The sequence below is a fragment of the Methylocella tundrae genome (assembly GCF_038024855.1).
Classification (GTDB): domain Bacteria; phylum Pseudomonadota; class Alphaproteobacteria; order Rhizobiales; family Beijerinckiaceae; genus Methylocapsa; species Methylocapsa tundrae.
Map to the genome: position 1 here is coordinate 1,041,166 of NZ_CP139089.1, position 14,374 is coordinate 1,055,539.

At 61.1% G+C, this 14,374-nt stretch carries 11 protein-coding genes; 4 read left to right on the forward strand and 7 right to left on the reverse strand.

The annotated features are described in order from the left end of the window. Positions 1-64 precede the first annotated feature (64 nt). Positions 65-892 (forward strand): SHOCT domain-containing protein, encoded by an 828-nt coding sequence (locus SIN04_RS07450; protein ID WP_134487950.1) that lies wholly within the window; start codon positions 65-67, stop codon positions 890-892. A 49-nt stretch (positions 893-941) separates the two neighbouring features. Here the strand turns inward: SIN04_RS07450 and SIN04_RS07455 are convergent, their stop codons facing one another. Further along, positions 942-2,162, reverse strand: a complete 1,221-nt coding sequence (locus tag SIN04_RS07455) for a polyhydroxyalkanoate depolymerase (RefSeq protein WP_197731950.1) — start codon at positions 2,160-2,162, stop codon at positions 942-944. Positions 2,163-2,327: 165 nt separating this feature from the next. On the opposite strand from SIN04_RS07455, the gene SIN04_RS07460 reads away from it, so the two are divergent. Together SIN04_RS07460 and SIN04_RS07465 are read left to right on the forward strand one after the other, a co-directional pair. Then, a complete protein-coding gene (locus tag SIN04_RS07460; RefSeq protein ID WP_134487954.1) occupies positions 2,328-2,981 on the forward strand; it encodes a glutathione S-transferase in 654 nt (217 codons plus the stop codon). A 396-nt stretch (positions 2,982-3,377) separates the two neighbouring features. After that, a complete protein-coding gene (locus SIN04_RS07465) occupies positions 3,378-3,839 on the forward strand; it encodes a cupin domain-containing protein (protein ID WP_174511399.1) in 462 nt (153 codons plus the stop codon). Positions 3,840-3,982: 143 nt separating this feature from the next. On the opposite strand, the gene astB is transcribed toward SIN04_RS07465, so the two are convergent. The 5 genes from astB to SIN04_RS07490 form a co-directional block, all read right to left on the reverse strand. Beyond that, entirely contained in the window at positions 3,983-5,323 is a 1,341-nt protein-coding gene (gene astB, locus SIN04_RS07470) for an N-succinylarginine dihydrolase (protein WP_341264335.1), read from the reverse strand. A gap of 72 nt (positions 5,324-5,395) precedes the next feature. After that, positions 5,396-6,079 (reverse strand): GNAT family N-acetyltransferase, encoded by a 684-nt coding sequence (locus tag SIN04_RS07475; RefSeq protein ID WP_134487956.1) that lies wholly within the window; start codon positions 6,077-6,079, stop codon positions 5,396-5,398. A gap of 174 nt (positions 6,080-6,253) precedes the next feature. Further along, the gene (locus SIN04_RS07480; protein WP_341264336.1) at positions 6,254-9,421 is read right to left on the reverse strand and encodes an efflux RND transporter permease subunit; all 3,168 of its coding nucleotides are present in this window, start codon (positions 9,419-9,421) and stop codon (positions 6,254-6,256) included. Positions 9,422-9,432: 11 nt separating this feature from the next. Then, on the reverse strand, positions 9,433-10,680 hold the full coding sequence (locus tag SIN04_RS07485) for an efflux RND transporter periplasmic adaptor subunit (RefSeq protein ID WP_134487960.1): 1,248 nt from the start codon (positions 10,678-10,680) through the stop codon (positions 9,433-9,435). Between the two features lie 29 nt (positions 10,681-10,709). Next, entirely contained in the window at positions 10,710-12,350 is a 1,641-nt protein-coding gene (locus SIN04_RS07490) for an efflux transporter outer membrane subunit (protein ID WP_134487962.1), read from the reverse strand. Positions 12,351-12,621: 271 nt separating this feature from the next. On the opposite strand from SIN04_RS07490, the gene SIN04_RS07495 reads away from it, so the two are divergent. Further along, entirely contained in the window at positions 12,622-13,794 is a 1,173-nt protein-coding gene (locus SIN04_RS07495; RefSeq protein WP_134487964.1) for a patatin-like phospholipase family protein, read from the forward strand. Between the two features lie 38 nt (positions 13,795-13,832). Here the strand turns inward: SIN04_RS07495 and SIN04_RS07500 are convergent, their stop codons facing one another. Beyond that, complete coding sequence (locus SIN04_RS07500) at positions 13,833-14,300, reverse strand: hypothetical protein (RefSeq protein WP_134487966.1); 468 nt, start codon at positions 14,298-14,300, stop codon at positions 13,833-13,835. Between the last annotated feature and the right edge of the window lie 74 nt (positions 14,301-14,374).

Consider the following 14,374-nt stretch of genomic DNA (forward strand, 5'->3'; position numbering starts at 1 on the left):
AGCCGGCGCCGGCTTGCCGCCGCGTTAGCGCGTCAAAATTCCTCAGACAATTGGAGAGGCGAAGATGCAGGGGCTGACCCCCGAGGGCCAACGGATCATCGACGACATCGCCAGCCGCGGCGGCTTCAGCAGCGAGGCGGTCATGAGCCTCTTTCACGCGCTGGCGCTCGGAAACGGCGCGCAGGCGCAGTTCAATCATCCGGAACTCGGCGGCATGGGACAATGGTCTCAGGGCGGCATGATCATGATCGGCGATATGTTTAATCAAGGCCTGAAACAGCGCGTCGCCGCGCTGTGCGATGAGCTCGCCGGCGTGCTGCATCACCGGCATATCTTCGTCCACCCGGAAAAGGATTCGGCCTCGAATTCTTCCAGCTCCTGGCAATCCCAAAATTATAATGTCTCCGGCGCCCGCGTCAGCCTGTTCGCGCAAGGCTTCGGCAGAAACTGGTGGCCCGAGGGGCTCGGCGCGGCCTCTTCATCGGGGAGCCAAAACGATTTGCAATACGCCTATTTTCCGAACGCTCATCGCTTGGCGATCAAGCAAGCCGATCGCATCACCATCTTTGATTCCGGGGATCACAACATCTCGGGCGTTTCGCAGCAGCAAGGCGGCGACCAGACGCTGACTTTCACCAGCCAGTATGGCGTCGTTCGCCTCAGCGACTTGCCGGTGGCTTCACCCGAGCAAAGCGCGAAACCTTCCGCGCCGCCGCCGCCAAGCGCTTCCTTCACGCCGGTCGAATCCCGGATCAATCAGGCGCCGCCGCCCGCGCCCGCGTCCGCCGACATATTTGCAACGATCGAACGCCTCGCGGATCTTCGCCAGAAGAACATCCTCAGCGAGGAGGAGTTCGCCGCCAAAAAAACTGAGCTGCTCGCCCGCCTCTGAGCCGATCAGGAGCGCTTTGAGGAGGCGGATCGCGTTGCGCGTCCACCCCTCAGTTGTTCGTCATCTCGATGACGTCGCGCAGTTTCGGATAGATTTCATTCGTCCAGCGGCGGCCGCTGAATGTGCCGTAATGCCCAACGCCCGTCTGCACGTGATGCGACTTCATATATTGCCGCAGACCCGTGCAAAGGTCTTGCGCGGCGAGCGTCTGGCCGAGGCCGCAGATATCGTCACGCTCGCCTTCTATGGTGAGCAAAGCGGTGCGCCGGATGGCGGCCGGCTTCACTGCGCGGTCATGCACCCTGAGCTTGCCGAGCGGCAGCAGATGATCCTGAAAAACCATCTGTACAGTCGGCAGGTAGAATTCGGCTGGCAAATCCATAACGGCGAAATATTCCTCGTAGAATGATTTTATGAACTGAAACTTGGTCATGTCATTATCGGCGTGCGCCTGCGCCATATCCTTGAAAGACTGCATATGGCGGTCGGGATTCATGCTGACGAAGGCGGCAAGCTGCATGAAGCCCGGATAAACCTTGCGGCGCGCGCCCTTATAAGCCACAGGCACATCGGCGATCAGATTCTTTTCAAACCATTCGATCGGCTTCGTCTTGGCGAGTTCATTGACCTTCGTCGGATTGACGCGCGTATCGATCGGCCCCGCCATGAGAGTCATGCTGCGCGGCTGCGCCGCATCGCCGTTCTCGGCCATGATGGAGACCGCGGCGAGCACCGCGACGCAGGGCTGGCAGACAGCAACCACATGGGAGCCCGGCCCCATGACCTGCAAGAATTCGATGACATGATCGACGTAAGTGTCGAAGCCGAATTCGCCGGCCGCGAGCGGCACATCGCGGATATTGTGCCAGTCCGTAATATACACGTCGTGATGCGCCAGCATGGTCTTCACCGTCGCCTTCAGCAAAGTGGCGAAATGGCCCGACATTGGAGCGACGATCAAAACGCGCGGTTGCGGAGCGTCCACGTCCTTTCTGAAGCGCAACAGCGATGCGAAGGGCGTCGAGGCAACCACTTCTTCCGTCACCGGCACAACGCGGCCGCCGTCGGAGACTTCTGTGACATCGAAGGGAAGACGCGAATGCGTGATCGCGAGGTTCGCGAAGGTTTCGAGCACGCCAGCAAATTTACGGACGGAAAAATGCTGCCCGAAAAATGGCATGGGCTGCCGCATGAGCGCCCCAGCCGCCGCCGCTATGGGCCGGAAAAAGTCGAGGATGCTAGCCTGGGCTCCATAGGCTTCGTACATCATTGAGTCGCACCAAATCTGGAGAAATATACACCATCGGGGAGAAATTTATCGACGGCGCGCGGCATGCAATATGCTCGGGCCTTAAGGTCAAGGCTATGCAGTCTTTTCGAGATACGCAAGAGAACCCAAGTCCACGGTTTCCGTCCACGGTTGAAGAGGTGTTCATTGAGCGAGGCCATTCTCACCATCAGCAGCAAGAACTATTCCTCGTGGTCGCTCCGGGGGTGGTTGATGACCAGGTTTTCCGGCCTGCCTTTCGTCGAAAAGGTCATTTCGCCGGACGACCCGGCCATGCGAGCGGAACTCCTCCTCCTGTCGTCCTCTTTCCTCATTCCGAATTTGACGCACAATGGCCTGAAGATATGGGACACGCTCGCCATTGGGGAATATCTCCACGAAATCAAGCCTGAAGCGCAATTACTTCCAACCGATTTGGAGCGACGTACGCGTTGCCGTTCGATCAGCGGGGAAATGCATTCCGGCTTCGGCCCGATGCGCGCGGCCTTGCCGATGAATCTCAAAGGAGATTTCCCCAATTTTAAGGTATGGGCGCGCGCGCAGGCGGATATCGACCGCGTCACCGCGATATGGCGCGAACATCTCGATCTTTACGGCGGCCCCTTCCTCCTCGGAGAGCGGTCCATCGCCGATGCGATGTACGCCCCCGTCGTGACAAGGCTTTTGACCTATCACGTCAAGGTCGACGCGCAGAGCGCGGCTTATTGCAAAACGATTAGAGCGATGCCGGAACTGGAAGAATGGATCGAGGCGGCAAAAACGGAGCCCGACGATCTTGAAGAGCTCGAAGTCGAGTTTTGAGCGGAGGGATTGCAGCGTTGCGGCCGGCGCTCCGACAATCGGCGGCGTCACATTTCCCGTCGCATTCATATTGGGCGCAAGAGCTAAGTTTTGTGCACACAGGCACCGAAGGAGCGATCGCGAACGGCCGTGGTTGCACTTTCATCTGCCGCCTCTATTCTCATCGGCGGCCGGTTGTCCCGCCTGGAAGCGGGCGCGCGCGAAGAAATCGCGTCCGGGCTCGGCGGAAAGATGCGGATCCGCCGCCGTGGCGCGAAAGCGATGACCCGAAGCACGGCGCGTTTTCCTCGCCACGAAGGACGTCACACGGCGACAGCCAACTGTCACGTTTTTCGCTTGTAGAACGCGCTTAGAAGCAAACTGCGATCCCATTCGCTTTATGAAGGAGATAAAATCATGAGCGTTGTCGATCTCAAAAAGCCTGCTGACGCTGAGGAGCCGGCCCCGACCAAGTTTTCTCATGTCAAAGAGGGCGACACGCAATTCCATGGGGATGGGCTACGCGATTTCTTCGAGTATCGAGATCTCGGAATCGCCGACGCGACCAATGGAAAGGTGATCGCCCATCTCGTCCGCGCCAAAAATCCGCCGGAAGAAGGCACCGGCTGGCATCGGCACATCGCAGACTTCCAGATCGTGCTGATGACCAAGGGATGGGCGCGCTTCATGTATGAAGATAAGGAAACCTTTGTCCAGGCGGGCGATTGCGTCCATCAGCGGCCAGGCATTACGCATTATCTCTTCGATTATTCGCCGGATATGGAATATCTGGAAATCGTTGGTCCCGCCGACTTCGGCACGGTGGACGCAGCTCCTCCGCCAGGCATAAAAGTGCCTCCGATCACGCCCTGGAAATAGGCAGTTCCGGCGTCAGGAGAGATAGTTATCATACTCTCCTGAAGTCCTGATGAAGCAGCCTGGGTCCGCGCGCGATGGCCCGGCCCGCTTCTCGTTTCGACGATGCGCGCAAGACTGCGTTGGCCGCGCCGATTTCAGTGCGCTTACCGCCTTTGAAAAGCGTAGATCGGGCCGAGGTCTAAAATCCCGGTCAGTTCATCAAGCGCCGCGCGGCCTTCCTCGATCAAAGCGGGATCTCCAAGGTCGGCGCCCGTCAGACGGTCGCGATAATGGCGGCGCACCCAGTCTTCGAGCCGACCGGCGAGACACTCATCCAAAAGGACGCGCCCCTTGAGGGCGTCGCGCTCTGCTTGCGTCAAAACAACGCGCAGACGAAGGCAGGCTGGCCCTCCTCCGTTCCACATGCTTTGCCGGATGTCCGCAAAAATCAGCTGGTCGATAGGGGTTTGGCCGGATACGAGCCTTTCTGCGAAGGCCAGCGCTTTTGGAGACGACTTCACCTCTTCCGGGAGGATCAGAACCATGCTCCCGGAGCCGCCTGGACGCGTCGCAAGCTGGCTGTTGAAGAGGTAGCATCGAATGGCTTCTTCGAGCGGCACCTCCGCTTCGCGCACAACGATCACAGACGCCTCGAAGGAGCAGGCCTTTTCGATCGCCTCAAAGGCCGCGCTGCCTGTCTCGAACGCGAACTCATGGGCCAGCATGACCGGCCCGTTGGAGACCGCGACGACATCATTATGAAAGGCGCCGGCGTCTATGGCCTTTTGCGCCTGCCGGATAAACAGCGTCCGCCTGGGTTCGAGCTTGTGCAGCCGCGCGACCGCCTCTGAGGCTTCAAACGACTGCCGCGGCGCGAAGCGGCGCGGCCGAAAGCCGTCCTCGAAAGCCGAGCGCCCAAAAACAAAGATCTCGACGCCCGCCTGTCCGTGAGACGGCGCAAGCCGCATGTGATTGGCTGCTCCTTCGTCGCCGAAATGGCCCCCCTTCGGCAGCGGTTCATGAACGGCAAAACGCGCGGAATCGAGGAAAATGGTCTTGAACACATGGGCCGTGAAAGCGCTCTCGAGCGAGCGATGGAATTTGCTCGCCAGATTGGCGGGCGTCACATGCAATCGTCCATCGGCGGCGTCCGCGCTCGGCGAAACAGTCGCCGCATTGGCGGCCCACATCGCAGACGCTGAGGAAACGTTTGTGACCAGCGCCGGATCGGCCTTCCACGCCGCTTCCAGCACGGCGGCGTCCGAGCCTGAAAAGCCCATCTGCCGTAAAACGCCAGTGTCTGGCCGTTCATGCGGAGGCAAAACCGCCTGCGGGATGCCGAGCGCCATCAGAAGGCGCATTTTCTCCAGACCTTGCAGGGCCGCCGCACGCGGATTGGACACGCGTCCGCGATTTTCGATCGATTTGACGTTTCCTTCCGAAAGGCCGCCAAAATTGTGGGTCGGTCCGACCAGCCCGTCGAAATTGACTTCCTCGGCGCTCATGTCCGCCTGCCCCGAACGCGCTTCCGAAGCCGCACAAGCCCCGCCCGCGGCGTCTTTGCAGCGCTCGCCCGGCTAGGCGCCGACATGATCCGACCGTTCTCGCGCGTCAGCAAATGCTTCGAGCGCAGCGCGGCGGAGTCCCCGCAAGGCGTCAATGTCGATTGTGACCAATAAAGAATCGCCGTTCGCGCGGGAAACCGTGACCGGACCGCCTTCCAAAAGCGCAGCGATCTCGCTGCGCTGGCGGCTGCGCGGGATATAGAAGAAATCACAGCAACACAGCCGGTCGGAGGCCTCGCCCGGGCGCGCCGCACAATAGGCGCAGAGCTCCATCAGCAGCCGGTGGTCCTCTGTCAGCGGTTCGAAGCCGGCTTTCAGGATGGACGCGCGTGAGCCTAGATTTTGCGGCGTGATGGCGGTGAGGATGCGCGCCGCGGGGTCAATGAGAGAAATAACGGCGGCGATGCGCGCGCGGACCAGAAGCTTTTGTAGCCCGAACCCGCGAAATGCTGGCGCGACATAGCAGCTCCCCATTTCGATCAAGATCGGCTCAGCCTTGCTCAGCACAAAGGCGCCGGCGAGCGCGACGAGCCGCCCCTCGCTGCGCGCGACGCAGAAAAGGCCGGATTCTATGGCGCGGCGATAGTCGTCCGCCGGACGCGGCAACAGTTTCTCGTCCTCGGCGGCGCGCAGGAAGCCGACAATCTCCGCGTAATCAGACGATTGGGCCGTCTCGATGATCGCTGTCAGACGCATGGCTTACCTTCGGCTGATCATCATGGCCGTCAGGCCCTTCAGGATCAAAGCGACACATAGCCATAATTTGTGCCGTTCAGTGAATAATCCAAGCTAAACCGCTTCATTTTCCAACGCCCCGGGCAAGCCGCGCGCCCGCTGTTTCGCCGCAAAGACGCCGCTTCCAAAGCGCCTTCATTCGGCCGGCGTCGGCGCCTGCACCGCCGGCTTGGCCTTGCGCGCCTTGCGGCCCTCCTCGAACCCTTGCAGGAGAGTGAAGAAAGACGGAACGAAGAGCACCGCAAGGCAGGTCGATGCGATCATGCCGCTGAACACGCTGATGCCGAGCGAGCGGCGGGCGTTCGCCCCCGCCCCCGTCGCTGTAACGAGCGGCACGACCCCGAGAATGAAGGCAAACGACGTCATGAGAATAGGGCGGAACCTTAACCGCGCCGCGTCCACCGCGGCTTCGAGAATCGGCTTGCCATCCTTGACCCGCTCTTCCCTCGCCACCTCGACAATCAGAATGCCGTTCTTCGCCGACAGCGCGATCAGCAGCATCAGGCCGATCTGCGTATACAGATTGTTGGCGACTCCGAGACTGGTCAAGGCGACGACGGGGCCCAGCAAGGCGAGAGGCACGGCGGAAAGAACCGCGAGCGGCAGGATCCAGCTTTCATATTGTCCAGCGAGGACGAGATAGACGAGAAGGATCGAGAGGCCGAAGACAAAAACGATCTGATTGCCGACGAGCTTCTCCTGATAGGACATGCCGGACCATTCAAAACCGGCGTCCTTCGACAAGGTTGTTTTGGCGATTTGCTCCATCGTCGCCATTGATTGGCCGGAGCTGAAGCCCTGCGCCGGCGAGCCGACGATCGTCGCCGACGGAAACAGATTGTAGAGCGTGATCAGCGGCGGAGCCACCTCGTGATTGAGATAGGCGACGGAGCTGATCGGCACCATCTGCTGTTCGGTATTGCGAACATAGAAATTGAGAATGTCCTCCGGCTGCAGACGGAATTTCGCGTCGGCCTGCGCATAGACCTGGTAGGTCAGGCCGAACTTGTTGAATTGATTGACGAAGGTCGAACCCAAAAAGGTGCTCAGCGTTGAAAAAACGTCGCCGACGGAAACGCGCAGTGTTTGCGCCCGATCGCGGTCGATGCTGACGCCAACGTGCGGCGCGGTCGGGTGGAACGTCGTCAGAACGCGCTGGAGGGAAGGATTCGCGGAGGCTGATTTGACGATCTGCTGAGTCAACTCATCCAATTGAGTATAGTTGAAGCTGCCCCCGAGCAGTTCCACCTGCATCTGGAATCCGCCTGCCTGACCAATGCCTTGAATTGGCGGGGGCACCAGCACAACTCCCCTTCCGTCAGGCAGGCCGTTGAGTTCGCCCTGAATATGCTTCAGAATTGATATGAGGTCTTGACCCTTGGCTTTTTCGCGCTCGGCGTAGGATTTGAAAATGACATATTCGACGCCGGCATTGGCGAGCGTCGCATTATTGTCGAGAACGGATTCGCCTGAAATCGCGATCACATTCTCAACCCCCGGGGTCGCCTTCGCGATCTCCGTCGCGCGAGCGAGCGCGGCTGTCGTTCGTCCCAGGGCGGCGCCGTCCGGCAATTGCACGGCGATCATGGCATAGCCCTGATCATCATTGGGGATGAAGGCCGTCGGCAGGCGGGCGATGCCCCAAAAGCCAAGACCCGCGAGACCTATCGCGATCAGAACCATCAGTCCGCTGCGCCTCACCATCCGGCCGATCAGGGCCGCATAGGCGTTCTCCATCTTCTGGTAGACGAAATTAAAGCCCCGATAGAAAAAATTGCGCTGGTCGGGCGGCGTCGATTCACGCAGCCAGAGGGCGCATTGCGTCGGCTTCAACGTCGCCGCGTTGATCGCGCTGATCAGGGCCGTCGCGGCGATCACCAGCGCGAACTGAGCGAACATTTTGCCGGTGAGCCCCGGCATGAAAGCGGCTGGAATGAACACCGACATCAGGACCAGCGTGATGCCGATAATGGGTCCGAATAATTCGTCCATCGCCCGGATCGCGGCGTCATGGCCGGACATGCCGCGCTCGATATATTTCGAGACGCCCTCGACGATGACGATGGCGTCGTCGACGACGATGCCGATCGCGAGCACGATGCCGAACAGCGTTGAAAGGTTGACGGTGAAGCCGAGCGCCGCCATGCCGGCAAAAGCGCCGATGATGGTGACGGGAACCGTCGTCGCCGGCACAAGCGTCGCGCGAAAATTCTGCAAAAAGACGAGAATCACGATGAGGACCAGGATGCCGGCCTGGTAGAGCGTCGTGTAGACTTCCGAGATCGAATCCTGAACGAAGATCGTGGTGTCAAAGGGGATGGTGTATCGCAGGCCCTGCGGGAAATGCGCCGAGAGCTGCTCCATTTTCGCCTTGACCGCTTTCGCGACGGCGATCGAATTGGCCTCGGGCGTCTGAAAAATAGCGACGCCTGCGCCGGGCCGGGCGTTGAGCTTGAAATCCTGCGAATAGGTTTGCGCGCCGAGGTCGACGCGGGCGACGTCCTTCACCCGGACGAGGCGGCCGCCCTGCGCGGTCTGGTCCTTGATGATGATTTCGCCGAACTGGGCCGGATCGTTCAACCGCGACTGGATGTCAATCGTGTATTGGAATTGCTGATCTTTCGGCGCCGGCGGCATGCCGACCTGGCCGGCGGCGACTTCCTGGCTCTGCTCGCGCACGGCCATGATGACGTCCTTCGGCTGCAAGCCGAAAGAATAGAGCTTTTCCGGATCGAGCCAGATGCGCATGGCGTAATTGCTGGCGCCAAACACGGTGACGTTGCCGACGCCCGGCAGCCGCGACAACTCATTGACGAGGTTTATCGTCGCATAATTGCTCATGAACAGGCTGTCATAGCGCCCATCCGGCGAATCCAGCGTCACGATCTGCAAGATCGCGGTATTCTTTTTCTGGATCGTAACGCCTTGCGATTGCACCGCCTGAGGCAGCGACGCCATCGCGCTGTTGACGCGGTTTTGCACCAGCACTTGGTCGATGTTGGGATCGGTGCCGATGTCGAAGGTCACCGTCAGCACATAGGTGCCGTCGGCGGCGCTGGTCGACTGCATATAGAGCATGCGGTCGACGCCATTGACCTGCAATTCTATCGGCAAAGCGACGGTGTCGATCACCGTCTGAGGGCTCGCTCCCGGATAGCGCGTCGTGACCTGCACGGTGGGCGGAACGACATTCGGATATTCGGACACAGGCAGCGTGTAGACGGCGACGGCGCCAATCAGCACAATGACGATCGCCAGCACATTGGCGAGGACCGGATGCTCGATGAAAAACTTCGATATCATGGCCTAAGGTCCTACTGAGCGTCGATGCTCGTCAGCTTGGGGACGACTTTGAGGCCGGGGGAGACCCGCCAGAGATCCCCGACGACGATGCGATCGTCGGGATTGAGGCCGGAGGTGATGACGCGCAGATCGCCGACCTGCTGCGCCGTCTTGACATAACGTTGCTCAACGACGTCATTTTTATTGACCAACATTAGATAGAGGCCGCCCTGGTCTTCCCCAATGGCCCGGGCCGGAACCAATAAGGCCCCCTGCGCCACACGTCCCTTCGGCAGGCGCATGCGCACGAACAGGCCGGGCAGCAGGCTGCGGTCGGGATTTTTCAAAATGCCGCGCACCTGCAGCGTGCCAGTCGTCGGATCGAATTGTGGCGCGACAAATTCGATGAAGCCATGATAGGGGAAGCCGGTCCCATTTTCGAGACCGACCTCGACCGGGATCTTGAGGAGTTCGGCGGGCGTAAGCCGGCGCTGATTGAGGTTGGCGCGGATATCGAGAACCTGCTGTTCGCTCAACGTTGCAGTCACATAGATCGGATCAAGCTGGTTGATCTCGGCCAGCGCCGTCTGCTGACCGGGGCCGCCGACAACGTTGCCGGGGTCGACAAGATGCTTGCCCATCAATCCGTCGAACGGCGCCCGCACTTCCGTGTAATCGAGATTAAGCTGAGCGACTTCAATCTGGCCCTGCGCGCCGAGGATGCCAGCCTCCGCCGCCTTTTGCTGATAGACCCATTTGTCGACTTCGGTGGCGGTCGCGGCGTTCTTGTGAAACAGCGCCGTGTAGCGAACGACCTCGATCTTTGCATAAGCGAGAGCCGCCTGCTGCGACAGCAGCTGAGCCTGCGCCTGCTGCAGCTGCGCCTTATACTGAGCTTGTTGAATCGTGAAGAGGAGTTCGCCTTTCTTGACGATCGCGCCGTCGGCGAAATGAATCTGATCGAGATAGCCTTCAACGCGCGCGATAAGCTTCACCACATTGGTAGACGCGGCCGTGCCCGTGACTTCGACATAGTCGGTCACCGATTGGACTTTTGGCTGCACGACGGGAATTTCGGGCGCGCCCGCCGCATAGGCCGGCCCCGCAGACGCGCCGGGCGGCTGGGAATTGCTGCTTTGGCTGGTCGCCGCATGCGCCAGCGCGTGCCAGCAGCAGCAGGCTGCGAGCAACGCGCCCAAGGCGCCGATGCGGCGCGCTGACCCGGCCCTCGCTTCGCTTCCAAGGTTTGCGCGCTGATTTTCGATCGACCTCGGCTTCATGGCGAAACGCCCTTTTGCAAATTGAAGACTTAAAATTCCGGCGCCCGCACCGTCGGGCCTTCGTTTTCGGGTCCGGGCAGGCCTGGCGTCGGCGCGGCGAGCGCCGGCGGCGGGGGCTTCGGAGCGCCCGCGGGCGGCAGCACGTCGCCCCAATCGGTGCGCGCCCGCATTTGCGCATTCGTCGCGGGCGGCACGAAATCATTGCCGTCGCGAATCTGCCAGCCGCCGCCGAGCGCCTCATAGACCATGGTGACGCCGAGCGGGACGTTTCCTTCGGCGATGACGAGATCGTTTTGCGCCTGCAGCAAGTTCTGCTCGGAGGTCAGCACCGAGGTGTAATCGCGCGTGCCTTGCTGATATTCCAGAAGGGAGATTCCGAGCGCGCCATTTGCCGCGGCGACGCTGCGGCGGAGCGCTTCGACCGCGATCTTTGATTGCAGATAGGTGGAGACGCCATTCTCGACGTCCTGCTGGGCTTTCAGCACGGTGTTTTGATAATCGACCAGATATTGCTGCAAGGTGGCGTCCTGCAAGCGCACATTATTGGTGATTTGGCCGTAGTTCAGGATGTTCCATTGGAACGACGGACCAAAGGAATAGGCAAGGCCCGCCGGCGTGAAGATGGAGCTGAGCCTTGCGCCGTTGATGGTGCTGGCGGAGCCGCCGATCCGCCCGGTGAGGCTGATCGCAGGATAGAGCTCCGACTGCGCGACGCCGATCTGCGCGCTCTGCGCGGCGGCCTTCAGTTCGGCGGCGCGCACGTCCGGCCGGCGGCGGAGAAGATCCGTCGGTATGCCGACGAAAATTTTCGCCGGAGCGACGGGTATTTTGCCCGTCGATCGGGCCAGCAGGGGATCGAGCGGCTCCGGCGTCATCCCCAAAAAGACGCGCAACGCGTTTTGCCCATGCTGCAGTTGCATTGTCAGCTGCGGAATCGACGCCTCGGTCTGGCCGAGAACGTTCTCTGCCTGGTAGACGTCTAGCTTGGTCGCCGTCCCCCCGCTGAACCGGTCTCGCGCGATCTGCAGCGCCTCCTTCTGGCGCACGATATTGGCTCTTGCGATGGCGATCTGCTTTTCCAGCGTACGGATGCCGATATAGGTCTTTGCGACATCGCCGAGCAAGGTCACGAGAATGTCGTCATAGCTGGCGACCGTGGCGAGATAGGCGGCGTCGGCCGATTCGACGCCGCGTCTGAACTTGCCCCAGAAATCGAGCTCCCACGCAGCCCTGGCGCCAAGCTGCGATTGCCAGAAATTATTCAGCTGCAACTGCGGATCGGAGGCGGCGTCGGCATGGCTCGGCCGGTTGTAGGTTGTGAGGCCAACGCCCTGCTGCTGCTGCGGATAAAGTTCGCCGATGGCGACGCCGAGTTCGGCCCGCGCCTGCAGCACCCGCGTTCCGGCGCTCAGCAAGGTGAGATTTTGATCATAAGCGATCTCGATCAGCCGGTTAAGCACCGGATCGTGAAACACCTTCCACCAATCGCGGTAGTCTTGGCGTCCTGTCCCAATGGCGCGGTTATGCGCCTCAAGATAGTGATCGGCGACGGGCGCCGCGGGAGGGCCGAAATCGGGCCCGACGGCGCAGCCCGCCAAACAGGGAAGCAATGCGGCTGCGAGCGCGCGGCGGAGCGCCCGATTGAGCGAGCGGGCGCCGTCTTTGGCCATGTCAGCCTCGGCGGGCGTGGCCATCCTTCGGTCGCGGCGCGCCGCGGCGCAGATGATGTGAGTCACTGGACAACGGCCCGATTGCAGCGTTTGATTGTTTGCGACAGCTAACATCACCTTGGACGGCAAAGCTGTGATAGTTTAGCCACGCTTACGCTAAATGTGAGGAAGCATTGGGCGGGCGATCCCCGGATAGCGGCCCGCCGCTATTCGCACCGGTGCGCAGGCGCCATTCTGTCTCACATCCATTCGCCATGAAAAGAGCGCCGCCATGCCGCCCATCCCCGCCCCGAAGCTGAAGTCGCACATCGCCAAGGACCGCCCGCCATTCGACCGCATCGCTCTGTTGCTGCAAGGCGGCGGCGCGCTCGGCTCCTACCAGGCCGGGGTTTATGAGGCGCTGTCGGAAGCCAATGTTGAGCCCGACTGGGTGGCTGGAATCTCGATCGGTTCGATGAACTCGGCCTTGATCGCGGGAAACGCGCCTGAGTTGCGCGTCGCGCGGCTGCGCCAGTTCTGGGAGGAGATCACGACGTCGCCCTTCAGCATCCCTTTCATGCAATCCTTCAAGCCGAAGGGCGACTATGTGCATAGCGCTCTCAATCAGCTTCGCGCAGTCGGCATCATGCTTGCCGGCGCGAACGATTTCTTCAAGCCGCGGGCCCTGCCGCCATTCTTGCATCCGCCCGGCGCGCTCGAAGCTTTAAGCTTTTATGACGTGACGCCGCTCCGCGCGACGCTCGAGCGCCTGGTCGACTTCGATCGGATCAACGCGGGCGAGATGCGGCTCAGCGTCGGCGCCACCAATGTGCGCACTGGAAATTTCGCCTATTTCGATACGACGACGCATGAGATACGCCCCGAGCACATTATCGCCAGCGGCGCGCTGCCGCCGGGTTTTCCGCCGGTCGAGATCGAGGGAGAGTATTATTGGGACGGCGGCATTGTCTCGAACACGCCGCTGCAGTGGGTGCTCGACAGTCGGCCGCGCGCGGACACGCTCGCCTTCCAGGTGGATCTCTGGAGCGCGCGGGGAGATATGCCGCGCGACATCGCCGAGGTCGACCTCAGGGCGAAGGAGATCCGCTTCTCAAGCCGGACCAGGCAAGGCACAGACCAGTTCAGGAAATCACAGCAGCTCCGCCGCGCCGTCTACGGCCTTCTGAAACAGCTGCCCGGCGATCGCCGCAACGATCCGGAATGGAAGCTGCTCGAAGACGAGGCTGATGAGAAAGTCTATAATATCGTCCATCTCATCTACCATGCGAGCCGATATGAGAGTTCCTGCAAGGACTATGAATTCTCCCGCCAGACGATGGAGGAGCACTGGCGGGCCGGCTACAATGACACTGTGCGAACGCTGCGGCATCCCGAGGTGCTTGAGCGTCCGATGAACGCAGAAGGCTTCAGCACCTTCGATCTTGCCATCGACGGACGAGAGTAGTCGCCGCGTCGCGGGCTTCCGCCTTGGCGCATGATCCGTCAGTCTTCCGCGCCCGCGTCGAGAATCCAGGCGCGGTCGCAAAACGACACATAGAGTCGCTCCTGACCGAGCGCAGCGCCGAGTTCGGCCGCGAGTTCGTTCAGCATTATTTCGATTTCCGCATCGAGCAGGCCGCCAAGATAGGCGTGCACCGCCTCCCCGGAGAAGATCGCCACCGGCTCGCGGTCCGAGCCGACCGAGCCATCCGGCCGCGGCCAGGCGTAGGTCACCTCGCCCCTGGTGAACATGCCTGACAGCGCGGGCAGCCCCGCCTCGACCCGCCGGCGCATCCAGCCGCGCGCCGTCCGCACCGCTTCCGAAATGTCATAGACGCGGCCCTCAGCGTCCCAGCCCTCGCGCAGGCCGACGGTGACCTTGAAATCGCGGCGGGGCCCCCGCGAGCCTGCGACGACCGCATATTTGAGCGCCTGCTGCGCAGGATTACCGGGGCCAGGATCGTCGCTCACGTTTCCTCCTTCCCGCGCATGATAGCTCCAAAAGAATCGCACCTGCGCCTTATCGGATTGTTTTCACAAATGCT

What these genes read in the sequence shown, in the direction of transcription:
- SIN04_RS07455 (WP_197731950.1), bottom strand. Translation starts at nt 2,162, where the DNA reads ATGATGTACGAAGCCTATGGAGCCCAGGCTAGCATCCTCGACTTTTTC.
- SIN04_RS07450 (WP_134487950.1), top strand. Translation starts at nt 65, where the DNA reads ATGCAGGGGCTGACCCCCGAGGGCCAACGGATCATCGACGACATCGCC.
- SIN04_RS07465 (WP_174511399.1), top strand. Translation starts at nt 3,378, where the DNA reads ATGAGCGTTGTCGATCTCAAAAAGCCTGCTGACGCTGAGGAGCCGGCC.
- SIN04_RS07475 (WP_134487956.1), bottom strand. Translation starts at nt 6,079, where the DNA reads ATGCGTCTGACAGCGATCATCGAGACGGCCCAATCGTCTGATTACGCG.
- SIN04_RS07485 (WP_134487960.1), bottom strand. Translation starts at nt 10,680, where the DNA reads ATGAAGCCGAGGTCGATCGAAAATCAGCGCGCAAACCTTGGAAGCGAA.
- astB (WP_341264335.1), bottom strand. Translation starts at nt 5,323, where the DNA reads ATGAGCGCCGAGGAAGTCAATTTCGACGGGCTGGTCGGACCGACCCAC.
- SIN04_RS07490 (WP_134487962.1), bottom strand. Translation starts at nt 12,350, where the DNA reads ATGGCCAAAGACGGCGCCCGCTCGCTCAATCGGGCGCTCCGCCGCGCG.
- SIN04_RS07495 (WP_134487964.1), top strand. Translation starts at nt 12,622, where the DNA reads ATGCCGCCCATCCCCGCCCCGAAGCTGAAGTCGCACATCGCCAAGGAC.
- SIN04_RS07480 (WP_341264336.1), bottom strand. Translation starts at nt 9,421, where the DNA reads ATGATATCGAAGTTTTTCATCGAGCATCCGGTCCTCGCCAATGTGCTG.